Origin of the sequence: Microbacterium sp. ProA8 (assembly GCF_039905635.1) — a bacterium.
GTDB classification, from domain to species: domain Bacteria; phylum Actinomycetota; class Actinomycetes; order Actinomycetales; family Microbacteriaceae; genus Microbacterium; species Microbacterium chionoecetis.
Genome location: NZ_CP157000.1, coordinates 901,522 through 924,426 on the forward strand (window position 1 = coordinate 901,522; position 22,905 = coordinate 924,426).

Annotated in this window: 20 protein-coding genes and 1 pseudogene; 19 read left to right on the forward strand and 2 right to left on the reverse strand. The window is 70.8% G+C overall.

Annotated elements, in window-relative coordinates; genetic code table 11:
• The first annotated feature begins 77 nt into the window (after positions 1-77).
• From ABG085_RS03895 to ABG085_RS03930, 8 genes are all read left to right on the forward strand, one after another.
• On the forward strand, positions 78-1,163 hold the full coding sequence (locus ABG085_RS03895) for a LacI family DNA-binding transcriptional regulator (RefSeq protein WP_347978115.1): 1,086 nt from the start codon (positions 78-80) through the stop codon (positions 1,161-1,163).
• A gap of 41 nt (positions 1,164-1,204) precedes the next feature.
• Complete coding sequence (locus tag ABG085_RS03900) at positions 1,205-2,494, forward strand: extracellular solute-binding protein (RefSeq protein ID WP_347978116.1); 1,290 nt, start codon at positions 1,205-1,207, stop codon at positions 2,492-2,494.
• 58 nt (positions 2,495-2,552) lie between these two features.
• Entirely contained in the window at positions 2,553-3,494 is a 942-nt protein-coding gene (locus ABG085_RS03905; protein ID WP_347978117.1) for a sugar ABC transporter permease, read from the forward strand.
• 3 nt (positions 3,495-3,497) lie between these two features.
• A complete protein-coding gene (locus tag ABG085_RS03910) occupies positions 3,498-4,451 on the forward strand; it encodes a carbohydrate ABC transporter permease (protein ID WP_347978118.1) in 954 nt (317 codons plus the stop codon).
• Positions 4,448-5,392, forward strand: a complete 945-nt coding sequence (locus ABG085_RS03915; protein ID WP_347978119.1) for a carbohydrate kinase — start codon at positions 4,448-4,450, stop codon at positions 5,390-5,392. The genes ABG085_RS03910 and ABG085_RS03915 overlap by 4 nt, the downstream gene beginning before the upstream one ends.
• A gap of 101 nt (positions 5,393-5,493) precedes the next feature.
• The gene (locus ABG085_RS03920) at positions 5,494-6,462 is read left to right on the forward strand and encodes a glycosyl hydrolase family 32 (protein WP_347978120.1); all 969 of its coding nucleotides are present in this window, start codon (positions 5,494-5,496) and stop codon (positions 6,460-6,462) included.
• Between the two features lie 79 nt (positions 6,463-6,541).
• Positions 6,542-8,572 carry a GH32 C-terminal domain-containing protein gene (locus tag ABG085_RS03925; protein ID WP_347978121.1) on the forward strand — a complete coding sequence of 677 codons (2,031 nt, stop codon included), beginning with the start codon at positions 6,542-6,544 and terminating at the stop codon, positions 8,570-8,572.
• 262 nt (positions 8,573-8,834) lie between these two features.
• Positions 8,835-9,542 (forward strand): hypothetical protein, encoded by a 708-nt coding sequence (locus tag ABG085_RS03930; protein WP_347978122.1) that lies wholly within the window; start codon positions 8,835-8,837, stop codon positions 9,540-9,542.
• Between the two features lie 22 nt (positions 9,543-9,564).
• On the opposite strand, the gene ABG085_RS03935 is transcribed toward ABG085_RS03930, so the two are convergent.
• Positions 9,565-10,509: a Ppx/GppA phosphatase family protein gene (locus ABG085_RS03935; RefSeq protein ID WP_347978123.1), complete on the reverse strand. Its 945-nt coding sequence runs from the start codon at positions 10,507-10,509 to the stop codon at positions 9,565-9,567.
• A 120-nt stretch (positions 10,510-10,629) separates the two neighbouring features.
• On the opposite strand from ABG085_RS03935, the gene coaA reads away from it, so the two are divergent.
• From coaA to ABG085_RS03980, 9 genes and pseudogenes are all read left to right on the forward strand, one after another.
• On the forward strand, positions 10,630-11,598 hold the full coding sequence (gene coaA, locus ABG085_RS03940; RefSeq protein ID WP_347978124.1) for a type I pantothenate kinase: 969 nt from the start codon (positions 10,630-10,632) through the stop codon (positions 11,596-11,598).
• 259 nt (positions 11,599-11,857) lie between these two features.
• Positions 11,858-13,708 carry a glutamine--fructose-6-phosphate transaminase (isomerizing) gene (gene glmS / locus ABG085_RS03945; protein ID WP_347978125.1) on the forward strand — a complete coding sequence of 617 codons (1,851 nt, stop codon included), beginning with the start codon at positions 11,858-11,860 and terminating at the stop codon, positions 13,706-13,708.
• Positions 13,709-13,911: 203 nt separating this feature from the next.
• Positions 13,912-14,259, forward strand: a pseudogene (locus ABG085_RS03950) (holo-ACP synthase); the annotation flags it as partial.
• A 131-nt stretch (positions 14,260-14,390) separates the two neighbouring features.
• Complete coding sequence (alr, locus tag ABG085_RS03955) at positions 14,391-15,515, forward strand: alanine racemase (protein ID WP_347978126.1); 1,125 nt, start codon at positions 14,391-14,393, stop codon at positions 15,513-15,515.
• A 38-nt stretch (positions 15,516-15,553) separates the two neighbouring features.
• On the forward strand, positions 15,554-16,120 hold the full coding sequence (gene tsaE / locus ABG085_RS03960; RefSeq protein WP_347978127.1) for a tRNA (adenosine(37)-N6)-threonylcarbamoyltransferase complex ATPase subunit type 1 TsaE: 567 nt from the start codon (positions 15,554-15,556) through the stop codon (positions 16,118-16,120).
• Positions 16,117-16,875 (forward strand): tRNA (adenosine(37)-N6)-threonylcarbamoyltransferase complex dimerization subunit type 1 TsaB, encoded by a 759-nt coding sequence (gene tsaB / locus ABG085_RS03965; RefSeq protein ID WP_347978128.1) that lies wholly within the window; start codon positions 16,117-16,119, stop codon positions 16,873-16,875. The genes tsaE and tsaB overlap by 4 nt, the downstream gene beginning before the upstream one ends.
• Entirely contained in the window at positions 16,872-17,420 is a 549-nt protein-coding gene (gene rimI / locus ABG085_RS03970) for a ribosomal protein S18-alanine N-acetyltransferase (protein ID WP_347978129.1), read from the forward strand. The genes tsaB and rimI overlap by 4 nt, the downstream gene beginning before the upstream one ends.
• Positions 17,417-18,484, forward strand: a complete 1,068-nt coding sequence (tsaD, locus tag ABG085_RS03975) for a tRNA (adenosine(37)-N6)-threonylcarbamoyltransferase complex transferase subunit TsaD (protein WP_347978130.1) — start codon at positions 17,417-17,419, stop codon at positions 18,482-18,484. Before rimI ends, tsaD begins: the two co-directional genes overlap by 4 nt.
• Positions 18,481-19,626 (forward strand): hypothetical protein, encoded by a 1,146-nt coding sequence (locus ABG085_RS03980; RefSeq protein WP_347978131.1) that lies wholly within the window; start codon positions 18,481-18,483, stop codon positions 19,624-19,626. Before tsaD ends, ABG085_RS03980 begins: the two co-directional genes overlap by 4 nt.
• Before the next feature lie 138 nt (positions 19,627-19,764).
• Here ABG085_RS03980 and ABG085_RS03985 read toward each other — a convergent pair whose 3' ends face one another.
• Positions 19,765-20,967 (reverse strand): class I SAM-dependent methyltransferase, encoded by a 1,203-nt coding sequence (locus tag ABG085_RS03985; protein ID WP_347978132.1) that lies wholly within the window; start codon positions 20,965-20,967, stop codon positions 19,765-19,767.
• Positions 20,968-21,210: 243 nt separating this feature from the next.
• Between ABG085_RS03985 and groES the strand changes: the two genes are divergently transcribed.
• Positions 21,211-21,507, forward strand: coding sequence for a co-chaperone GroES (gene groES / locus ABG085_RS03990; protein WP_163618107.1), 297 nt, complete (start codon positions 21,211-21,213; stop codon positions 21,505-21,507).
• Between the two features lie 355 nt (positions 21,508-21,862).
• The gene (gene rarD / locus ABG085_RS03995) at positions 21,863-22,792 is read left to right on the forward strand and encodes an EamA family transporter RarD (protein ID WP_347979273.1); all 930 of its coding nucleotides are present in this window, start codon (positions 21,863-21,865) and stop codon (positions 22,790-22,792) included.
• Positions 22,793-22,905 lie beyond the last annotated feature (113 nt).

A 22,905-nucleotide genomic window follows, 5' to 3' on the forward strand; every position in this document is an offset into this window, starting at 1 on the left:
GTGCTTGACGCGACGCCGGTCGTCGGTTCATAATCGACCCGTTCGATAAATCGATTTACCACAATGGAGTGCACAGCATGGCGAGGGCCCGGATCTCAGACGTGGCGGCGGCAGCCGGCGTCTCGGTGACGACGGTGTCGCTCGTCATGAACGATGTGGAATCGCGCATCTCGGACGAGACGCGGCAGCGGGTGCGCGAGGCCGCGCGGGCAATCGGGTACGCGCCGAGTTCGGTCGCCCGCGGACTGCGCACGCAGCAGACCCGGACCGTCGGCCTCATCTCGGACCAGATCGCCACGACCCCGTTCGCCGGCGACATGCTCGCCGGCGCGCAGGACGCCGCGCGAGAGAACGGCTACCTCGTCTTCCTCATCGACACCGGCGGCGACAGCGTGATCGAAGCGGATGCGATCCGCGCGCTCACCGCCCAACAGGTCGACGCGCTCATCTACGCGTGCATGTGGCATCAGGTGGTCCCGGCTCCGACCGGGCTGCCTGCGGGGGCGGTCTTCCTCGACTGCCGGCCGGAGGGCGGGGGCTTCCGCTCCGTCGTCCCCGATGACCGCGCCGGGGGTGCAGCGGCCGTGCGTCAGCTGGTCGCCGCGGGGCATCGGCGCATCGCCTACATCGACACCGACGACACTCCCATCGCGTCGGCCCTGCGCCACGAGGGCTACCTCGAAGTCCTCGCCGAGAACGGCATCCCCGTGGATCCCTCGCTCCACGTGCACGGCGAGACGACCGCCCGCGGCGGGCGCGCCGCGTTCGAACAGCTGCTCGAGCTCCCCGAGGAGCAGCGCCCCACCGCGATCTTCTGCTTCAACGACCGCATGGCGGCCGGCGTGTACATCGCCGCGCACCGCCGCGGCCTCGACATCCCGCGGGACCTCTCGATCGTCGGCTACGACGATCAGCAGCTCGTCGCCGCAGAACAGGATCCCCCCCTCACAACCATCGCCCTGCCCCATTACGACATGGGCCGCTGGGCGATGGAGGTCGCGCTCGGCGTCCGCGCAGAGGGGGATGAGGACGCCACGCACCTCATGGAGTGTCCCGTCATCCGACGAGACTCCGTAGGCCCGCCGCCGGCGCAAGTCGCCAAACCGAACCGGCGACGGGCTTCACACACCGAGAGGCCGCCGGAGGCGGCCACCGATCGGTGACCCACGCGGGCGTGGGTCACCAAGAAAAGGAAACCACAACAATGCGCACAAGGACCCCGATCCTCGTGTCCGCGGGGCTGGTCACGGCGATCGCCTTGACCGGCTGCGGGCAAGCCGGCCAAGGAGACGCCACGACCGCGGACGGCCGCACCGAGCTGACGATGTGGACCCACTCGGCGGGCAACCCCGCCGAGCTCGAGGTCTACGAGAAGATCATCTCCGACTTCAACGACTCGCAGGACGAGTACGAGGTCGTCCACGAGTCGTTCCCGCAGGGTGCCTACAACGACGCGATCGTCGCCGCCGCGGCATCCGGAGATCTTCCCTGCCTTCTCGACCTCGACGGCCCCATCATGCCCAACTGGGCCTGGGCCGGATATCTGCAGCCGCTCGAACTGCCCACCGAACTCACCGACTCGCTGCTGCCGACCGCGGTCGGCAAGTGGGAGGGCGAGATCTACTCCGCCGGGTACTGGGATGCGGCTCTCGCCATCTTCGCGCGGCAGTCGGTGCTCGAGGGCAACGGCATCCGCATCCCGACGATGGAGGAGCCGTGGACGGCCGACGAGTTCGGCGCCGCTCTCGCGACGCTGAAGGATGCCGGATACGAGACGCCGATCGACATCGGCGCCGAAGACACCGGCGAGTGGTGGCCGTACGCGTACTCGCCGTTCCTGCAGAGCTTCGGTGGTGACCTGATCGACCGCTCGACCATGCTCACCGCCGACGGCGCGCTCAACGGACCCGAGGCGGTCGCATGGGGCGAGTGGTTCGCCGGTCTCTTCGCCGACGGCTACGCCGACAACAGCGGGACCGTCGGCAACCAGGAGTTCGTCGACGACGAGGTGGCGCTCAGCTACACGGGCGTCTGGAACGCCGTCGCCGCACTCGACGCGGTCGGCGACGACCTGCTCATCCTGCCCCCGCCGGACCTCGGCAACGGCCCGAAGATCGGCGGCGGCTCGTGGCAGTGGGGCATCTCGTCGGAGTGCAACGACGCCGACGGCGCTCGTGAGTACCTCGAGTTCAGCTTCCAGGACGAGTACATCACCGAGTTCGCCGACAAGCAGGTCGTGATCCCCGCCACCGAGGCGGCCGCGCAGGCATCGGAGTACTTCGGCGACGACGGCGCCCTGCGTCCGTTCGTCGAGTTCTCGCAGGAGTACGCGGTGCTGCGTCCCGAGACACCCGCCTACGCCGTGATCTCGGCCACCTTCGAGACCGCCGCGAAGGACATCATGAGCGGCGCCGACGTGCAGGAGACGCTCGATCGCGCTGTGTCGGACATCGACGCGAACATCGCGTCGAACGACGGGTACGGCTTCCAGTGATCCGCCGCGCCGGCGGGGGCCTCATGCCCCCGCCGGCGCATCCTCAGAGAGACCTGCCATGACTGTCACTCCACCGACGGTCGCCGCCGAAGAACCTCGGCGCGAACTCCGTCGCTTCCGCTCCATCAAGGGGCGCGAGACCTGGGCCGGACTCGGCATGATCGCCCCCGCCGGCATCCTCCTGGTCCTGTTCCTGATCATCCCGGTGATCCTCGCCTTCACGCTGTCGTTCACGAACGCGCGGCTCATCTCGCCCAACCCCCCGCGCTTCGTGGGGATGGACAACTTCGTCCGCGCGTTCACCGCCGACCCGCTGTTCGTGCAGTCCGTCGGCAACACCGCCGTCTTCGCGCTGGTGGTCGTGCCCGTGCAGGCGGCTCTCGGGCTGCTGCTGGCGGTGCTCGTCAACCGGCGCATGCGCGGCGTCACCGCCTTCCGCGTGATCTTCTTCATCCCGGTCGTCACCTCGATCGTCGTGGTGTCGATCCTGTGGAAGTTCATGTACCAGCAGGACGGCCTGATCAATTCGATGATCGACGCCTTGACCTTCGGGCTGTGGTCGGGCGCCGACTGGCTGAACGATCCGCAGACCGCGCTCGGCGCGATCATCTTCATGTCGATCTGGCAGGCCGTCGGATTCCACATGATCATCTGGCTGTCGGGTCTTCAGACGATTCCCGAAGAGCTCTACGAGGCCGCCAGGATGGACGGCGCGAGTCCGTGGCGTCAGTTCACGAACGTCACCTGGCCGGGCCTTCGACCGACGATGGTGTTCGTGCTCGTCACGATCACGATCGCAGCGCTCGGCCTCTTCGTGCAGGTCGACGTGATGACCCAGGGCGGGCCGCAGGGTGCGACCTCCACCATCGTCTTCCACGCCGTGCGGAAGGGCTACGAGCAGCAGGAGATCGGCTATGCCGCCGCGATCTCGCTCATCTTCTTCGTCGCCGTGCTGATCATCGCGCTCATCCAGCGCCGCGTGACGCGAGAGAAGGACTGACTCATGTCCGAAACCCGAACCCTCACCACAACGCGTGACGCACGTCGCCCGGCGCCGCCCGCGGCCCCCGTCCGCAGCGAGAAGTCGCACCGACGGCGCGGGAAGATCCTCCTGTACGTCGCGATGTCGCTGTTCGGCATGCTGTTCCTGTTCCCGCTCGTGTTCATGTTCGTCTCGAGCCTCAAGCCCGACGCGCAGATCCTGCAGGACGTCGATTCGGTGAACGCGTTCCTCCCCACCGGAGACATCAGCCTCGACAACTACTTCGGCGTCTTCGATCGCGTGCCTGTCGCGCAGTTCCTGTTCAACTCCGTGTTCGTCACCGTCCTCACCGTCGGGCTCGGTCTCATCGTGAACTCGATGGCGGGCTTCGCGCTGTCGCGGCTGGAGTGGAAGGGCCGCATCGTCGTCCTCGCGCTGGTGATCGCCACGCTAATCGTGCCGTTCGAGACGATCGCGGTGCCGATGGTCTACTGGGTGGCGCAGCTGCCGACGCTCGTGATCGAAGGCGGGGTGCTGAAGTACGACTTCGGCTGGCTGAACACCTACGAAGTCCAGATCGTGCCGTTCATTGCGAACGCGTTCTCGATCTTCCTGTTCACGCAGTACTTCTCGACGATCCCGAAGTCGCTGGACGAGGCCGCTCGCATCGACGGGGCCAGCTGGTTCACCATCTACCGCCGCATCCTCGTCCCCCTGTCGGGGCCGGCGTTCGCCACCGTCGCGATCCTCACCTTCCTGCCCGCGTGGAACCAGTACCTCTGGCCGCTCATGGTGGTGCAGAAGGAGGAGCTGCGGCCGGTGATGGTCGGCATGCAGTACTTCTTCCAGCTCAACACCGCGTGGGGTGAGGTGATGGCGTACACGTCGCTCATCACCCTGCCGGTGCTGATCGTCTTCCTGATCTTCCAGCGGGCATTCGTGAGCAGCATCGCGGCGAGCGGGGTGAAGGGATGAGCACGGATGCCGCGCCGCGCGTCGTCGTGATCGGCGAGTCCCTGGTCGACATCGTGCACCGCACCGCCGGCGGCGTCGATGAGGCGCCGGGCGGCAGCCCCGCGAATGTCGCCCTCACACTCGGTCGCATCGGCCGCGCTCCGACCCTCGTCACGAGACTGGCCGATGATGACAGAGGACGCCGTGTGCGCGGCTGGCTCGAGCAGTCGGGGGTCACGGTCGACGCCGTGGCCGCACCGCGGACGTCGACGGCCACCGCGCTGCTGGATGCGGGCGGGGCGGCGACGTACACGTTCGACCTGGAGTGGGATCTCGGCGGCGACGTCGCACGACTCACGGAGGAGGTGCTCACCTCGGCCGATCTCATTCACGTCGGATCGGTGGGCGCCTTCCTCGAGCCGGGCGCCGGCCACGTCGCCGCACTCGTGCGGGCGGCGCACGGCCGGGCGATCGTCACGTACGACCCCAACATCCGCCCGTCGCTCGTGCGCGACCCTCAGGCGGTGCGCGCCCGGGTGGCCGAGCTCCTCGGCATCGCCGATGTCGTCAAGGCCAGTGACGAGGATCTCCGGTGGCTGCACCCCGGGCGGGACGCGATCGAGGTCGCTCGTGAGTGCCTCATCGGCGGCCCTGCCCTCGTCGTGGTCACGTGCGGCGCCGACGGGGCGATCGCAGTGACCGCGAACGGCGAGGTCGTGGTTCCCGCCGTGACGACCGAGGTCGTCGACACGGTCGGTGCCGGCGACACCTTCATGGGCGCGCTCATCGACGGCCTGCTCGCTCGCGAGCCGGGCCTCGGCCTGCGGGCATCGGGTGGCGGCATCCGTCCCGGCGAACTCGACGCGCTCCTCCGGCGCTCCGCTGCGGCTGCCGCGATCACGGTGTCGCGTCCGGGCGCCGACCCGCCGCGGCGGGAGGAGCTGCTCGCGCGGACCGCGTGACGCCCACCGACCGAACCCCTCCCTCGGGGACTGATTCCGGCTTTTCCGCCGGCCACTTCACCCGGCGCGCCGTGTCGCGCCTCACTCGAAAGGCTTCTCTCTTGTTCGACCTCCCCGGCTCCTGGGTATGGGACTTCTGGTTCGCCGATGACGGCGACCGCTACCACCTGTTCTTCCTCTACGCCTCGCGCGCGCTCCATGATCCGGATGCCCGCCACCATCGCGCAGCGATCGGCCACGCGGTCTCGACGGACCTCGTCGAGTGGACGCAGGTCGCCGACGCGCTCGTGCACAGCGATGCTCCGGCGTTCGACGAGCTCGCCACCTGGACGGGGTCGGTGGTGCGGCATCCGGACGGCACGTGGTTCATGTTCTACACGGGTGCCTCGCTCTCGGCCGACGGCCGGAATGTGCAGCGGATCGGCTACGCCACCTCGCCCGACCTCCTCGTCTGGACCAAGGCGGAGGGACCGGTGCTCGAAGCACGCGAGCCCTGGTACGAGAAGCTCGCGAGCGGCGCCTGGCACGATGAGGCCTTCCGCGACCCCTGGGTGTTCGCCGACCCGGACGGGGACGGATGGCACATGCTCCTCACGGCCCGCGCCCCCGAAGGGCCCGTCGCCGGGCGTGGTGTGGTGGGTCACGCCTGGTCGGCCGACCTGCGCACGTGGGAGCTTCGCGCCCCGCTGACCGCGCCGAGCGAGCAGGGGTTCGGGCAGCTCGAAGTGCTGCAGGCCGAGGTCGTCGACGGGCGGCCGGTGCTGATCTTCTCCTGCCTCGCCGAACACGCCACCGACGCGCGCCGCGACAGTGGCGGAGGCACCTGGGCGGTGCCGGCGGAGAGCTTGCTCGGCCCGTTCGACGTGGACGCCGCGTACCCCTTGACGGACGAGCGCCTCTACGTCGGGCGCCTGCTGCGCCGCCGCTCGGACGGCCAGTGGCTGCTCTTCGCCTTCCGCAACGCGGGCGACGACGGGGCGTTCGTCGGAGGCGTCACCGATCCCATGCCCGTCGAGTGGCGCGGAGGGCGGCTCGTCCAGCGCGCCACCGAGGCGGTGGCGAGCGCCTGACACCGATCGGGCCGGCACCCCGCGGGCGGGTGCCGGTCCCGCCCGCGGTCGCGGGGTGCGAAGCCCGCACGGAGAAGGGATGACGATGGTGTCAGATGCAGGACGCAGGCGGGTGCGGCTGGCCGCCGGCGCGCTCGCCGTGATGGGTGTCGGCGTGGCCGGAACGCTGATGGGTGGGTCACCGGAGAACGCCGCCCGAGCGGCCGACTCGGATGACGAGTACCGCGCGCAGTACCACTTCACGGTGCCGGACCACTGGAAGAACGACCCGCAGCGGCCGATCTTCGTCGACGGCAAGTTCCACTACTACTACCTGTACAACGGCGACTACAACGCCGATCCGACGGCGAACTTCGGCACGGAGTGGCGACTGGCGACCTCCTACGACGGGGTCGTCTTCGCCGATCAAGGCGTTGCTGCGCCCAAGAAGACCAATGCCAACTACGACCTCTGGTCGGGGTCGGCGGTCGTCGATCACGCGAACACCGCCGGCTTCGGCGCGGGCGCCGTGGTGATGCTCGTCACGCAGATGGATCATCCGACCCTCGCCCAGCAGGCCAACGCGTCCGGCCCGCAGGCGCAGTTCCTCTGGTACTCGACGGACGGCGGCAGGAACTTCCGGCCGCACGGCGAGGCGCCCGTCATCCCCAACGATGGTCGAGCGGATTTCCGCGATCCGAAGGTCGTCTGGGATGCCGAGCGAAGCCGGTGGGTGGCGCTGATCGCCGAGCGCGATCGCGTGAGCTTCTACACCTCGCCGGATCTGAAGAACTGGTCGCGGGTCTGGGAGTACGTGAACCCGGGCATCGGCACCATCGAGTGTCCGGACCTGTTCCGGATCCGTGCCGACGACGGCTCCGTCAAGTGGGTCTTCGGCGTCAGCGCGAACGGGTACGCGACGAACGAGCCGGCGACATTCGCGTACTGGACGGGCTCGTTCGACGGCACGTCGTTCGCCTTCGACCAGGATGCCCCGCAATGGCTCGACCACGGGTTCGACTGGTATGGGGCGGTGACGTGGGAGCACCCGGCGGCGCCTTTGGATCGCCGGTACGCCGTCGGCTGGATGAACAACTGGGATTACGCGCACTCGACGCCGACGTGGGGATCCGACGGGTTCAACGGGACGGACTCCATCACGCGGGAGATCCGGCTCGCGCGCTACGGTTCGACGTTCAGCCTGGTCTCCCAGCCGGTCGCCGCGCTGGAGAGCATCGCCACGACGCGTGTCGAACTCGGCGACGTCACCGTGGACGGGTTCCTGCCTCTCGCGTACGAGGGGGACGCGTACCAGGTGGAGGCGGACGTGACGTGGCAGACCGCAACCAACATCGGACTGCAGCTGCGGCGATCCGCCGACGGAACCCGCCACGCCGACGTCGGGGTCACCGAGACCTATGCGTATCTCAACCGCGGTCAGACCGGTCATCCCGCCGGCACCTGGAAGGCCGAGAGCCGCTCGCCCTTCTCGTCGGACGGCGGTCGCGTCCACCTGCGGATCCTGGTGGACCGGACGACGATCGAGGTGTTCGTCGACGACGGCCGGTATGTGCACTCCAGCCAGGTGTTCGCGCCCCCCGCCGACGACGGCATCGCGCTGTACTCGGCGGGTGGTCCGGCAGCGTTCCACGACCTGACGATCACGGAGTTCGGCAGCGTCGTGCAGCGGCCGGCCAAGATCATCGGCGACTTCGAGGGCGCCTCGTGGGGAGAAGGCTGGACGGCGACCGGCAGCTTCGCCGCAGCCGCTCCCAGCTCCTCGGGCCTGGCCGGACAGGTCGGGACGCGGGTCGCCGACACGTTCGCAGGCGGGGGCGATCCGGCGACGGGCACGATCACGTCACCCGCCTTCACCGTCGACCGGAACTTCGTTCACCTTCTGATCGGCGGGGGCGATCATCCGCTGGGCGTGGAGCCGGCCACTTCGGTGCAGCTGCTCGTCGACGGCCGGCCGGTGCGCACCGCGACCGGCGAGGACTCCGCACGGCTCCGCGCGGTCGAGTGGGAGGTGAGCGAGTTCGCGGGCCGGACGGCGCAGATCCAGATCCTCGATGACGCGACAGGCGCGTGGGGACACGTAATGGTGGATCAGGTTCTGCTCAGCGATTGAACCGCGGACTTGAGACGTGAGACTCCCAGTCCCTAGAGTGACGGAGGTGCTCGGACTCTGGGGGGATCGAGCACGGCGATCCGTGGACGGCCCCGTGCCGTCGCGCGGACGACCAGGTCGGTGCCGGGTTGTGGGGACCCGGCACCGGATCTCGGCCGTCGGCTCGGCATCGTCGGACACGCCGTCGGCTCCGCGGGATAATCGAAGGATGCCGGAGTCAGGACCTCGATCGCGGAGACCCGCGGGGCAGACGCGCACGCTCATGCTCGAGGTCGCCGTCGCCCGGGTCAAGGCGGAGGGGCTGCAGCTCGACTACGCCAACATCGAGCTCGAGGATCTGATCCGCGCCGCGGGCGTGCCGCGCTCGACGGTCTTCCGCATCTGGCCCGACCGTGCGGCGTTCGTCGCGGATCTGGTCCGCGCGCTGTTCGAGGCCGATCCGGGGTTCGAGACCGGCTTCGACGATGAGACGCTCGGCTTCATCGAGCACGCCGTGACCGAGGGCGCGGCTGCGGCGAGCTCGCCCGAGGAGCAGCAGGCGGCCCTTCGCGACGTCCTGCGCGCGGCGGTGGCGCACAACATGGCCGCGGTCGAGGACACCGTCGCCTGGCGCGTGTACCGCACGATGTCTGCGGCGCTCTCGAGCGGGGATGCGGTGCCGGGCGGCGACGACATCCGCGCGCTGCTGTCGGAGATCGTCGGCCGGTATCTGGATCGGATGGCCGAGCTCTACCGCGTGCTCAACGCCGCGTTCGGGCTGCGCATGCGGTCGGGCCTCGACGAGCGCGACCTCGCCATCGCCGTCATGGCCACGATCGACGGCATGGGCGACCACCGCCGGATCAACCCCGTGATGATCGACGCTCCGCGCACGGTCTCGCTGGGGGTCGAAGGTCCGCGCGACTGGCACCTGGCGGGGATCGCGATCTCCGGCATCCACGACGCGTTCACCGAGCGCATCGAGACGTAGTCCGTTTCCGCAGCACCGTCGATCAGGCGCTCGGCGCGCTCCAGCTGAGCGACTCGATGTAGCGCAGCAGCACGCCTTCGCGCAGTGCCCACGGCGAGACCTCGAGCTCGTCGATGTCGAGCGCCCGCATCGCCTCGTGCAGCACGACGGCGCCGGCCACGATCTGGAACGTGCGGTCGGGAGTGATCCCCGGCAGCTCCTGTCGAGCGGATGCCGGGATCCGGGCCAGCCGCGGAATCCACGAGCTCAGAGAGGCGCGGGGGAGCAGCATCCGTTCGATCCCCGACCATCCGGGAGCGGGGTAGCCGACCAGCTTCGCGAGCGACCGGATCGCCTTGGACGAGCCCACCACATGGTCGGGGCGGGCGAGCTTGCCGAAGGTCGCGGCAACCGGTCTGAGAGTGGTGCGGGCATGGTCTCGGAGCTTCTCGACGGCCGCCTCACCCGGCGGGTCGTCGGGAAGGAACTGGATCGTCATGCGCCCGGCACCGAGGGGGACGGATGCCGCGGCCTCGGGCAGCTCGTCGGGCCCGGCCGCGATCTCGAGCGAGCCGCCGCCGATGTCGAACAGCAGGATCTGCCCGGCGGCCCAGCCGAACCAGCGGCGCACGGCGAGGAAGGTGTACCGCGCCTCGGTCTCGCCGCCCAGCACCTGCAGCGGCTGGCCCAGCGCCGCCTCGATGAGCGCGATGACCTCGGGGCCGTTCTTCGCCTCGCGCACGGCCGAGGTCGCGGTCGCCAGCAGCTCGTCCACGCGCTCGGACGCGGCGACCTCACGGGCCTGGGTGACCGCGGCGACCAGCGCGGTGACGCCTTCTTCGGTGATCGACCCGTCGGGCGCGAGGTAGCGCATCAGGCGCAGCACGGTGCGCTGGCTCGTCGTCGCGAGCGGCCGGCCCCCGGGACGGACGTCGGCGACCAGCAGATGGACGGTGTTCGAGCCGATGTCGAGGACTCCGAGGCGCACGCGTTCAGAGTAGCGGCAGGGGCGTGCCCGGCCGCCCGGTCGTGCGGAACGGCGGGAGATGACGGATGCCGGAGGCCCCCGGCATCCGTCATCCCGCCGCCAGCGGCTACGATGAACGCGATGTCCGCCGATGAAGCGACCACCTATGACATGGGTGCTGTCACCCCCGTTCTCTCGCTGTACCGCGAGATCGACCGCGCCGACTGGGCACGGCTGGCCTCGGGGCTGACGCAGCCGCTCAGCGAGACCGAGATCGTCCAGATCCGCGGGCTCGGAGACCGCCTCGACATGGCCGAGGTCGCGCAGGTGTACGTGCCGCTGTCGCGCCTGCTGTCGCTGTATGCCGAGTCCACGAAGCGCCTCGGCGCCGAGGAGTCGGGGTTCCTGGGCGAGGCGGACTCGACGACGCCGTTCATCGTCGGCGTCGCTGGGTCGGTCGCGGTCGGCAAGTCGACGATCGCCCGCCTGCTGCGCGAACTGACCTCGCGCTGGCCGGGCACGCCGCGCGTCGAGCTCGTGACCACCGACGGCTTCCTGTATCCGAACGCCGAGCTCGAGCGTCGCGGACTCATGGACCGCAAGGGCTTCCCCGAGTCGTACGACCGCCGGGCGCTGGTGTCGTTCCTCACCGAGGTGAAGAGCGGCGCGCCCGAGGTGCGGGCGCCGTTCTACTCGCACATGCGCTACGACATCGTCCCCGACGCCGTCGTCACCGTGCGCCGCCCCGACATCGTCATCGTCGAGGGCCTCAATGTGCTGCAGCCGCCGCCCACTCCCAACGACGTCGCGGTGAGCGACCTGTTCGACTTCTCGATCTTCGTCGACGCGGATGCCGAGCACATCTCGCAGTGGTACGTCGACCGCTTCCTCGCGCTGCGCCGGGCCGCGTTCAGCAACCCGAACTCGTTCTTCAACGTCTTCGCGCAGCTGTCGGACGACGAGGCCGTGGAGCGCGCTCTCGGCTACTGGAACACGATCAACCTCCCGAACCTCGAGGAGAACGTGCTTCCCACTCGCCACCGCGCGAACCTCGTGCTGCAGAAGGCCGCCGACCACACCGTCGAGAAGGTGCTGCTCCGCAAGCTCTGACGCCTGGCCGCGGCGCAGGCGGCGGACCGCGGCATCCGTCCCGTTCTTGGCCAGTCGCCAAGTTGTGCACCTCGAACCCACCGTTGTTGGCGAGTCGCCAGGACTGCGATGGCGGTTGACGGTGCGTGGTCGCCAAGATCGGCGCGGGCGCGGCGCATTTCTTGGCGAGTCGCCAGATTTGAGTGACCGGGTGCCGGGGCCTGCGGCATCCGCTATTCGTAAAGGAACCGCGCAAAACCCGCCGCCTAGCATTGTGGGCATGTGTGGAATCGTCGGATACGTGGGCCCGCGCCCGAGCCAGGCCGTGCTGATCTCGGGGCTCTCGCGTCTCGAATACCGCGGCTACGACTCCGCCGGGATCGCCGTGATCGACGGTGACGGGGGGCTCGGCATGCGCAAGCGCGCGGGCAAGCTGCAGGTGCTGCGCGACGACCTCGCCGCCCGGCCGCTCGCCGACGGCACCACCGGCATCGGCCACACCCGCTGGGCGACCCACGGCGGCCCGACCGACGGCAACGCGCACCCGCACCTCGCCGACGACGACAAGCTCGCCGTCATCCACAACGGCATCATCGAGAACTTCGGCGAGCTCAAGGACGAACTGCTCGCCGACGGCTTCACCTTCCGCAGCGAGACCGACACCGAGGTCGCCGCCGTCCTGCTCGGCCGCGAGTACGACCGCACCGGCGATCTCGTCCAGGCCTTCCGCGCCGTCGTCTCGCGCCTCGAGGGCGCGTTCACGCTCCTCGCGATGCACCAGGACCAGCCCGGGCTCGTCGTCGGCGCGCGCCGCAACTCGCCGCTCGTCATCGGGCTCGGCGAGGGCGAGAACTTCCTCGGCTCCGACGTGGCGGCGTTCGTCGAGCACACCCGCAACGCGCTCGCCATCGGGCAGGACCAGATCGTCGCGATCACGCCGTCGGGCGTCGAGGTCACCGATTTCTCGGGCAACGCCGTCGAGGTCGAGCCGTTCGAGGTGACCTGGGATGCCGCCGCCGCCGAGAAGGGCGGCTGGTCGTCGTTCATGGCCAAGGAGATCTCGGAAGAGCCCGATGCGGTCGCGAACACCCTGCGCGGGCGCGTGCGCGACGGCGAGGTCGTCATCCCCGAGCTCGACGGTCTGGATGAGCTCTTCCTCGGCATCTCGCGCATCATCGTGATCGCGTGCGGCACGGCGGCGTACGCCGGTCAGGTCGGCAAGTACGCGATCGAGCAGTGGACCCGCATTCCGGTCGACGTCGAGCTCGCGCACGAGTTCCGTTACCGCGACCCGGTCATCGGGCCCGACACGCTGGTCGTGTCGATCAGCCAGTCGGGCGAGACCATGGACACGCTCATGGCCGTCAAGTACGCGCGCGAGCGCGGCGCGAAGACGCTGTCGATCTGCAACACGCAGGGCGCGACCATCCCGCGCGAGTCCGACGCCATCGTCTACACGCACGCGGGCCCCGAGGTGGCTGTCGCCTCGACCAAGGCGTTCGTCGCGCAGATCACCGCGCTGTACCTGTTCGGCCTGCACGTCGGCCGCATCCGCGGGGCGATCGCCGCCACCGATGCCGCCGACCACGTGCGCGAGCTCGAGGCGATTCCGGGCAAGATCGCGCAGATCCTCGAGCGCGAGCAGCCCCGCATCGAGCAGTTCGCGCACTGGATGGCCGACACGCGGTCGGTGCTGTTCCTGGGTCGCCACGTCGGCTACCCGATCGCGCTCGAAGGCGCGCTCAAGCTCAAGGAGCTGGCCTACATCCACGCCGAGGGTTTCGCCGCCGGCGAGCTCAAGCACGGACCCATCGCCCTCATCGAGCCAGGCCAGCCCGTCTTCGTCGTGGTGCCGTCGCCGCGCAAGTCGGCGGAGATGCACAAGAAGGTCATCTCGAGCATCGAGGAGATCCGCGCCCGCGGCGCCCGCGTCATCGCGATCGCGGAGGAGGGCGACGCCGCCGTGCTCCCCAAGGCCGACGAGGTGCTGCGCATCCCGCTCGCGGGCCCGTTCTTCGAGCCGCTCCTGGCGGTCGTGCCGCTGCACATCTTCGCGATGGGCCTGGCCACGGCCAAGGGCCTCGACGTCGACCAGCCGCGCAACCTCGCCAAGTCCGTCACTGTCGAGTGAGCGCTGTGGAGTGAGCGCACTGGCATAGCGCCGTGCCCCTCGCTCGCTGGCGGCGGGTGTGAAAGTTCCGGGCTCGATTGTGGAAATCGACGCCCCGATGGCCCGTCAGAGGCGATCGGTCCCGGTTCTTTCACCGAGGCCGGGCGGGAGCGTCGCCCGGTAGTCTGACGGATGCCGCGCGCGCGGCGCGGCAGGAGGTTCACGTGATCGTCGGAATCGGTGTCGACCTCGTCGACATCCCGCGGTTCGAGCGGACCATCGAGCGCACACCGCGGCTCGTCGAGCGGCTGTTCTCCGACGCGGAACGCCGCCTGAAGCCGCACTCGCTCGCGGCGCGGTACGCGGCGAAGGAGGCCCTGATCAAGGCCCTCGGCGGCTCGGACGGCGTGCACTGGACCGAGATCGAGATCGCGTCCGAGGCATCCGGTCGCCCGCACTTCTCCCTGACCGGGTCGACGGCCGCCGTCATCGCGGAGCGCGGGATCACGGCCCTGCACCTCTCGATGTCGCACGACGCCGGCCTCGCGACCGCCTACGTGATCGCCGAGGCGGCGCCGGGAACCTCCGTCTCGCCGAACCAGGGGATTCGCGCCCAGACCGAGGGTGACGTCACCGGTGTCGACGGGGATCCCCTGTCTCGGCGCTCCCTGAGCGCCGGCACACCGACCGCGGAGGGGGCCGAATGAGCCGCCTTCCCGGCGGCGCGCTGCGCGAGGCCGTCGTCGACGTCGGCGCCATCGAGGACAACGTGCGCCACCTCCGCCGGCTCACCGACTCCGAGATCATCGCCGTCGTCAAGGCCGACGGCTACGGCCACGGCGCGGTACGGTCGGCGCTCGCCGCCCTCGCGGGCGGTGCGACGCGCCTGGGCGTCTCGGACATCACCGAGGCCCTCGCGCTGCGCCGCGCCGGCATCGACGCGCCCATCGTCGCGTGGCTGCACGCCCCCGGCGCCGACTTCGCCGAGGCGGCCGCACGCGGGATCGAGCTCGGCATCTCGAGCCTCGAGCAGCTGCAGCAGGCCGCGGCTGCGGCATCCGCCGATCGTCCCGTCGGAGTCCACCTCAAGATCGAGACCGGGCTGTCGCGCAACGGCATTCCGCCCGAGGACTACCGCGTCGTGTTCGCCGAGGCGGCGCGGCTCGAGCGGATCGGCCGCGTGCGCGTCATCGCCCTGTTCAGCCACCTCTCGAACGCTTCGGTCGAAGACGACCGTGCCGCACTGCGCGCCTTCGAGGAGGGCGCGGGGATCGCCGCCACCCTCGGGCTCGCCCCGCCGCTGCGGCACCTCGCCGCGACGCATGCGGCCATCGACCTGCCCGAGTCGCGCCTCGGCTGCGTGCGCATCGGTATCGGCCTGTACGGACTGTCGCCCTTCGCCGACCGCACCTCGGCCGACCTCGGCCTCCGACCGGCGATGACGCTGCGCGGCGCGGTCGCCGCGGTGCGCCGCGTGCCGGCAGGCAAGGGCGTGTCGTACGGGTACGACTACCGCGCCGAGCGCGACACGACCCTTGCCCTCGTGCCCCTCGGCTATGCCGACGGCGTTCCGCGACAGGCCTCGGGCGCAGGACCGGTGTCGATCGGCGGCCGGCGGTTCACCGTCGCCGGCCGCATCGCGATGGACCAGTTCGTCGTCGACGTGGGCGACGCTGCCGTCGCGGTCGGCGATGAGGTCGTGGTGTTCGGCGATCCGACGCTCGGCGCTCCCGCCGCGACGGACTGGGCGGATGCCGCGGGCACGATCAACTACGAGATCGTCACGCGCGTCGGCCCCCGAGTCGCCCGCCGGCAGGTCTCGGAATGAGCGGGAACGCCGACGACACGCCCGTTGTTGAATCGAGCGTGGACACGAAGATCTCGAACACGGGCACCCACGGATTCGACGCACTCGTCGGCACGAGGGAGATCTCCTCGCCCGAGGCCATGGAGGCGCTCGGCGAGGAGATGGGACGGATGCTGCGCCCCGGGGACATGGTGGTGCTCACCGGTCCGCTCGGGGCGGGCAAGACCACCCTCACCCGCGGCATCGGGCGGGGGCTGGGGGTGCGGGGCCCGATCCAGAGCCCGACGTTCGTGCTCGCCCGCACGCACCCCTCCCTCGTCGGCGGTGCGCCGCTCGTCCATGTCGACGCGTACCGGCTGGGCTCGGCCGCCGAGCTCGACGACCTGGACATCGACTTCGACGGCTCGGTCGTCATCGTGGAGTGGGGCCGGGGCCTTGTCGACGGCATCCGCGACCACTGGTGGGACGTCGAGCTCGAGCGCGAGTGGCACGGGCGAGGGCAGGACGACGCGTGCTACGGCGTCGCCCACGAGGCGGAGCTCGACGCCGACGCGCCCCGGCTCGTCAGGATCGCCCGCCACGGCGCAGCCGGCGCGGATGACGCGCCGACTACCCTGGGAGGGTGATCCTCGGCATCGACACGTCGCTCGGCTCCGCAGTGGCGGTCGTCGAGCCCGACGGCGTCATCCGCTCCGAGGTCCGCAGTGTCGACCCGCGCGGCCACGCAGAGGTCATCGGCACGCTGCTCGAGCGGGCGATGGCCGAGGCATCCGTCACTCCCTCCGACATCACGCATGTCGCCGCGGGAATGGGACCCGGCCCGTTCACCGGGCTGCGCGTCGGCATCGCGGCTGCGCGCACGTTCGCGCTCGGGCGCGGACTGCCGGTCGTACCCGTCGTGAGCCACGACGCCGTCGCGCTCGAGCTGCTGCTGCACAGCGCGCTCACGGCCGACTGGGGATACGTCGGCGACGTCGAAGACGGCGCGGCCGAGACCTTCGCGGTCGTGACGGACGCACGCCGGCGTGAGTTCGCGTACACGCTGTACCGCGGCATCGACGACGACGGCCTGCCCATCCGGGTGGCCGAGCCCGCGCTCGTTCCGCGCGACGACCTCGACGCCGCGCTCGCACACGCCGAGGCGGCACGCCGCGACGCCGACCACATTCCCGCCGCGATGCTCGCGCTCGCGGCAGCTCGCGCACTCTCGGCCGGGCGGACGATCGGCCACGCCGACGCGCTCTATCTGCGGTCGCCCGACGTGACGCTGCCCCACGCCCCGAAGCGGGTGAACCCGCACGCGTCGAGCACGCCGGGGGAGCAGCGCACGCCGGTGACGGCCGCGCGACCGACCCACCAACAGCAGCGGGGCGAGGCATGAGCATTCGCAGGGCCACCGGCGACGATCTCGCCGCCATCATGACGCTCGAGCGCGCATCGTTCCCGACCGACGCGTGGTCGGAGGCGATGATGCGCGAAGAGCTGGTCTCGCCGCACGGCTGGTACGTCGTCGACGACGAGGCCGGGCGCCTCGTCGGCTACGCAGGACTGCGGGCGGTCGCCGGGGCGAAGGATGCCGACATCCAGACCATCGCCATCGCCGACGTCTCGCGGGGCCGCGGCCGGGGGCGGACGCTCCTGCGGACGCTGCTCGAGGAGGCCGCACGCCGCGAGGTCGCCCACGTCTTCCTCGAGGTGCGCGCCGACAACCCCGTGGCCCAGAAGCTGTACGCGTCGGAGGGGTTCGCCGAGATCGGCCGCAAGCCCAGGTACTACCAGCCCGACGACGTCGACGCCGTGGTGATGAGGCTCGACGTGCGGGCCTGGCGCGGCGCATCGACGGGCTCGGCGAGCGATGCCGACGGCGGCTCGGCCAGCGAGGACGCCGGCTCGGGGACCGCGTGGGACGGAGGGGTGTGCACGTGAACCGCGCCGAACCGCTGGTGCTCGGCATCGAGACGAGCTGCGACGAGACCGGCATCGGGATCGTCCGCGGTCGCACGCTGCTGTCGAACACGATCGCGAGCTCGATGGACGAGCACGCCCGCTACGGCGGGGTCGTGCCGGAGGTCGCCGCCCGCGCGCACCTCGAGGCGCTGCAGCCGTCGATCGAGGCGGCGCTGGCCGAGTCGGGCGTCGCGCTCGCCGACCTCGACGCCGTCGCCGTGACGAGCGGTCCAGGCCTCGCCGGAGCGCTCATGGTCGGCGTCGGCGCGGCGAAGGCGCTCGCCGTGTCGCTCGAGAAGCCGCTGTACGCCGTCAACCACCTCGTCGGTCACATCGCGGCCGACGTCCTCGATGCCGAGGCGCCCCCGCTGGAATATCCGACGGTCGCGCTGCTGGTCAGCGGCGGGCACACGTCGCTGCTCCTCGTGCGTGACCTCACCACGGACGTAGAACTCCTCGGCGAGACCATGGACGACGCTGCGGGTGAGGCGTTCGACAAGGTCGCGCGGCTGCTCGGGCTGCCGTATCCCGGGGGGCCCGAGATCGACCGGGCCGCGGCATCCGGAGATCCCAAGGCGATCCCGTTCCCCCGCGGGCTCTCGCGCGCGTCCGACATGGCAGGGCATCGCTACGACTTCTCGTTCTCGGGTCTGAAGACGGCCGTGGCTCGCTGGGTCGAGCAGCGCCAGGCCGCTGGCGAGCCGGTGCCGGTTGCGGATGTCGCGGCGAGCTTCCGCGAAGCCGTCGTCGACGTGCTCGTGACCAAGGCGCTCGCCGCGTGCCGCGACTACGAGGTGCCGCGCCTGCTGCTCGGCGGCGGCGTCATCGCCAACCGTCGCCTGCGCGACGTGGCGCTCGAACGCGCCGCGGCAGAGGGCGTCACCGTGCGGATTCCGCCCCTGTCGCTCTGCACCGACAACGGCGCGATGATCGCCGCGCTGACCTCCGAGCTGATCATGGCGGGGCGCGCGCCCTCAACCCTGGAGTTCGGCGCCGATTCGACGCTGCCCGTCACTGAGATCCAGGTCGCGGAATCGGCATGACGGACGAACGGATGCCGCCGCCCGGCGACGACGCCACGCCCGAGCCCGTCCGGCCCGGCGCAGCGACCGCGCCGCGGCCCGCCGAGCGGGCCATAGCACCGGCGGCCACGCCTCGGGCGGGCGCGGAGGCGAGCGATCCGCCTGCGGATGCGATGGAGCCGGCGGCTGAAACCGAGCCTGCGGCAGCGGCGGCCGACGCCGCGCCCGTCAAGACCGAACAGGCAGCGAAGACAGACCCGGCGACGACCGACGCGCCGCCGGTGGAGAGTGGCTCGGCGGCCCCCGACACGGCGGCGGAGCCCGACCCGGCGGCGGAGCCCGATGCGGCGGTCCCCGACACGGCGGCGGCCGACCCGGCGACCGAAGCAGCTGCGGTGGAGAGCGATTCGGCGGCGGAGCCCGGCCCGGCGGAGCCCGGCCCGGCGGCGCCCAGCCCGGCGGAGCCCGCCCCGGCGGCGCCCAGCCCGGCGGAGCCCGCCCCGGCGGCGCCCGAAGCGGCTGCCGTGGAGACAGCTCCGGCAGCGGCTACAGGTCCGGCGACGACCGACGCGGCGCCGGTGGAGGATGTCTCGGCGACAGTGACCACCGACGCGGCGTCGGTGGTGACGACAGACCCGGCCGCTGCCGAGCCGCCGCACGCCGCGGCCGAGCCCACCGTCGGCGCGAATGAGCCGGAGACGGGCGCGGCGCCGCCAGCGCGATCGGCCGGTCCCACCGTGACGTCGGTTTCGCCGGACGTCGATCTCGCGCAGGAGGCTTCGCCCCTGCCGGGGGTGCACCGCGGCGGATTCCAGCGGCTGCCCACGGCACCCGTCGCCGTCACCGTGGAGACGGCGCCCTCCGAGCCGGGCGGGGATTTCACGCCCGACGACGCGTCGTGGCAGGCGACCGACTCCGCGTTCCACCGCGGCTTGGCAGGCTGGGCACTCGCCTTCGCCGTCGTCGGTCTCCTGGTGTCGATGTTCGTCGGCTGGGGCTTCCCCATCGGACTGGTGGCGGTGGTCTGCGCGATCATCGCGCTGCGTCGTCCGCTGGAGAACCGCGCCATCGCGGTGTGGGCGATCGCCCTCGGCGGGCTGTCGATCCTGTACAGCGCCGGCTGGCTGCTCTACACCGCGATGCGGGCCAACCTCATCCCTTGACCGCCTGAGCCGCCAGTCACCCCCCTTCTCACGTTCACTTGCGCTGAACGTACAGAGAGGGCGGCATCGCGCGTACGTTCAGTGCAAGTGAACGGAGTCAGGAGAACGAGCGCGGCGCGGCGCGGCCCAGCGACGGGCTCAGACCCGGTCGGCGAGGATCGCGGTGCGTCGGTTGCCGATGCGAGTGAGCAGCAGGGTCGCCGACCCGGACCCCCGGAGCTTCAGGCGCGGGCGCAGGGCGGCGGGGTCGACATCCACCCCCCGCTTCTTGATCTCGAGCGTTCCGATGTCGCGCTCGCGCAGCGCCTTGGCGAGGGCCTTCACATCCGCCGGCAGCACCTCGCGCACCCGGAAGGTCGAGACGAACGGCGAGGTGAGGGCGGCGTCCGACGTGAGGTACGCGATGTGCTCGTCGAGCATGCCCGCCTCGAGGCTGCGAGCGACGTCGCCGATGAGTCGCGCGCGGATGACGGCGCCGTCGGGCTCGTGCAGGTAGGCGCCGAGTGCGCGAGCGGGTTCGTCCTCGGCATCCGTCTCTGCCGTCAGCTCGTGAGCCTGCGCGCCGTTCGCGCCGTCGCCGCGGATCACCAGCGCCGCACGGCGCACCCCCTCGCGCGCGAGCGCGCCCGACCACAGCACCAACTCGACGGTCGACCCGTCGGCGCTCACCCACTGCGCCTCGACATCGTCGGGAATGAGTCCGCGGTCGAGGCCGGGCCCGAGCTTGACGCCGACCGGCAGGCGTCGCGCCAGGTCGAAGACCCAGTCCAGCGACGGCGACCAGTCCTCGGGACGGGTGCGCGCGGTCTCGGTGTGGCCGGCGGTGCGTCGCGCCGGGTCGAGCCAGACGGCGTCGATGCCGTCGAGGTCGGCGTCTTCCGCCGTGCCGTGGCGCACTTCCACATCGGTGCCGAACGGCGCGAGGTTGTACGCGGCGATGCCGGCGGTCACCTCGTCGGCGTCGACGGCGGTGACTCGCAGGCCGAGGCCCGCAAGGCCGAGGGCGTCGCCGCCGATCCCGCAGCCGAGATCGGCGACGTGCGTGAAGCCGGCGTCGCGGAACCGCGCGGCGTGACGCGCGGCGATGGGCAGACGCGTCGCCTGCTCGAGTCCGGCGCGGGTGAACAGCATCCGCTCGGCGAGATCGCCGAACTTCGCCGCCGCGCGGGTGCGCAGCCGGGCCTGGCCGACGACCGCCGAGACGAGGTCGGGGGAGTGGCCGTCGCGGCGCAGGCGGGTGACCGCGCGGGCGACGTCGTCGGACGACTCGACCGGCGGCATGGTGTCGAGCAGCCGCAGTCCGTCGGACGTCAGGAGCGCTTCGAGTTCGGAGAGTTCCACCCGCCGAGCCTACGGCGCGGGCGCGAGAATCGGCCGCGCGGGGTCACAGACCGGGGCGGCGGCACGGGCCGTGCGACGGTGGCTCGGTGCCATCGACCGCCGCGCAAACGCCGACCATGGCCGCCTGTGACGCCCGATTGGCACTCACGTTGCATGAGTGCCAGACGGTTGCCTAGACTGTCATCAGCACTCTCAACGTCAGAGTGCTAACGAGTCTTAGTCTCAAGAAAGAAGAGGTAGACCGTGTCGGTTTCCATCAAGCCGCTCGAGGACCGCATCGTCATCAAGCAGGTCGAGGCCGAGCAGACCACTTCCAGCGGTCTGGTCATCCCCGACACCGCCAAGGAGAAGCCCCAGGAGGGCGAGGTCTTCGCGGTGGGTCCGGGTCGCATCGACGACAACGGCAACCGCATCCCGCTCGACGTCGCCGTCGGCGACCGCGTGATCTACAGCAAGTACGGCGGCACCGAGGTGAAGTTCGGTGGTGACGAGTTCCTCGTCCTGTCGGCTCGCGACGTGCTCGCGGTCGTCGTTCGCTGAGTCCCGCGCACAGCGCGTACCGAAAGGGTCGGATGCTTCGGCATCCGGCCCTTTCGTCACGCCCGGCGCGGGCGTCGCCCGGTTCCGGTGTCACGAATGCGGGCTTCGCGGGCGTTGTTGCAGCATGTCGTGACCCTCGAACCGAGGCGGGCACGGTTCGGGTGTCACGAACGGCGGGTTCCTGGGCGGTGTTGCGGCGCGTCGTGACCCTCGAGGCCGGGGCGGGTCGCCCCCGCGGCCGGCCGGACCTGGGCGGACGTAGGCTGGTGCGGTGACTCCTGAACCGTCCTCGAGATCTGGCGAGGGCGGTATCGACGAACTCGCACAAGCCGCAGCGGCGACCGGCGGGATAGCAGTGCCGGCGGCATCCGGATCAGAACTCCACTCCTCGCGGGAGCGGACGCTCGGCGGTGTCTACGCCTTCAGCGCCTACCTGCTCTGGGGCTTCATGCCGCTGTACTTCCTGCAGCTCGTGCCGACGGGGCCGTGGGAGATCGTGGCATGGCGCATCGTGCTGTCGCTCGGATTCTGCGCCCTGCTGCTCACGCTGACGCGCACGTGGGCGCGACTGGCGGCGATCTTCCGGCAGCCGAGGGTGCTCGGGCTCACCGTGATCGCCGGTCTGCTGATCTACGTGAACTGGCAGGTCTTCATCTACGGTGCCCTGAGCGACCAGGTCATCGAGACCAGCCTGGGCTACTTCATCAATCCCATCGCGACGGTCCTGCTCGCGGTGCTGGTGCTGCACGAGCGCCTTCGCGCGACGCAATGGGTCGCGATCGGCATCGCGGCCGTCGCCGTGCTCGTCATCGTCATCGGCTACGGCGCCTTCCCGTGGATCGCCCTCACGCTCGCGGCATCCTTCGGCGTCTACGGCCTGGTGAAGAAGAAGGTCGGCCCGTCGGTCGACGCCGTGAGCGGCCTGACGCTCGAGACGCTGTGGCTGACCCCGATCGCGACGATTGTCCTGGTGGTCGTGGGCGTCACGGAGGGGCTGACGATGGGGGCGAATGGCTGGGAGCACGCGGTGCTGCTGGGCCTCGCGGGCATCGTCACGGCGATTCCGCTGCTGCTCTTCGCGTCCGGCGCACGGCGCGTGTCGCTGACGACGATCGGCCTGCTGCAGTTCGTCGCTCCGGTGCTGCAGTTCATCATCGGGGTGTGGCTGCTCCACGAGCCCATGCCCGTCGAGCGCTGGATCGGCTTCGCGCTCGTGTGGGTGGCGCTCATCGTGCTCACGGTGGACTCGGTGCTGCACGCCCGGCGGGCGCGCGCCGCGCGCTGACGCCGGGTACCACGCGCGCCGCGCTCGCGTGGATGCGGCGAAACCGGGGATTCCCGTCGAAACCGGGGACGACGCCCTCGGTTTCGACGGAAATGCCCGGTTTCGGCGTGCGT

What these genes read in the sequence shown, in the direction of transcription:
- ABG085_RS03895 (WP_347978115.1), top strand. Translation starts at nt 78, where the DNA reads ATGGCGAGGGCCCGGATCTCAGACGTGGCGGCGGCAGCCGGCGTCTCG.
- ABG085_RS03900 (WP_347978116.1), top strand. Translation starts at nt 1,205, where the DNA reads ATGCGCACAAGGACCCCGATCCTCGTGTCCGCGGGGCTGGTCACGGCG.
- ABG085_RS03905 (WP_347978117.1), top strand. Translation starts at nt 2,553, where the DNA reads ATGACTGTCACTCCACCGACGGTCGCCGCCGAAGAACCTCGGCGCGAA.
- ABG085_RS03910 (WP_347978118.1), top strand. Translation starts at nt 3,498, where the DNA reads ATGTCCGAAACCCGAACCCTCACCACAACGCGTGACGCACGTCGCCCG.
- ABG085_RS03915 (WP_347978119.1), top strand. Translation starts at nt 4,448, where the DNA reads ATGAGCACGGATGCCGCGCCGCGCGTCGTCGTGATCGGCGAGTCCCTG.
- ABG085_RS03925 (WP_347978121.1), top strand. Translation starts at nt 6,542, where the DNA reads ATGACGATGGTGTCAGATGCAGGACGCAGGCGGGTGCGGCTGGCCGCC.
- ABG085_RS03930 (WP_347978122.1), top strand. Translation starts at nt 8,835, where the DNA reads ATGCTCGAGGTCGCCGTCGCCCGGGTCAAGGCGGAGGGGCTGCAGCTC.
- coaA (WP_347978124.1), top strand. Translation starts at nt 10,630, where the DNA reads ATGTCCGCCGATGAAGCGACCACCTATGACATGGGTGCTGTCACCCCC.
- glmS (WP_347978125.1), top strand. Translation starts at nt 11,858, where the DNA reads ATGTGTGGAATCGTCGGATACGTGGGCCCGCGCCCGAGCCAGGCCGTG.
- alr (WP_347978126.1), top strand. Translation starts at nt 14,391, where the DNA reads ATGAGCCGCCTTCCCGGCGGCGCGCTGCGCGAGGCCGTCGTCGACGTC.
- rimI (WP_347978129.1), top strand. Translation starts at nt 16,872, where the DNA reads ATGAGCATTCGCAGGGCCACCGGCGACGATCTCGCCGCCATCATGACG.
- ABG085_RS03980 (WP_347978131.1), top strand. Translation starts at nt 18,481, where the DNA reads ATGACGGACGAACGGATGCCGCCGCCCGGCGACGACGCCACGCCCGAG.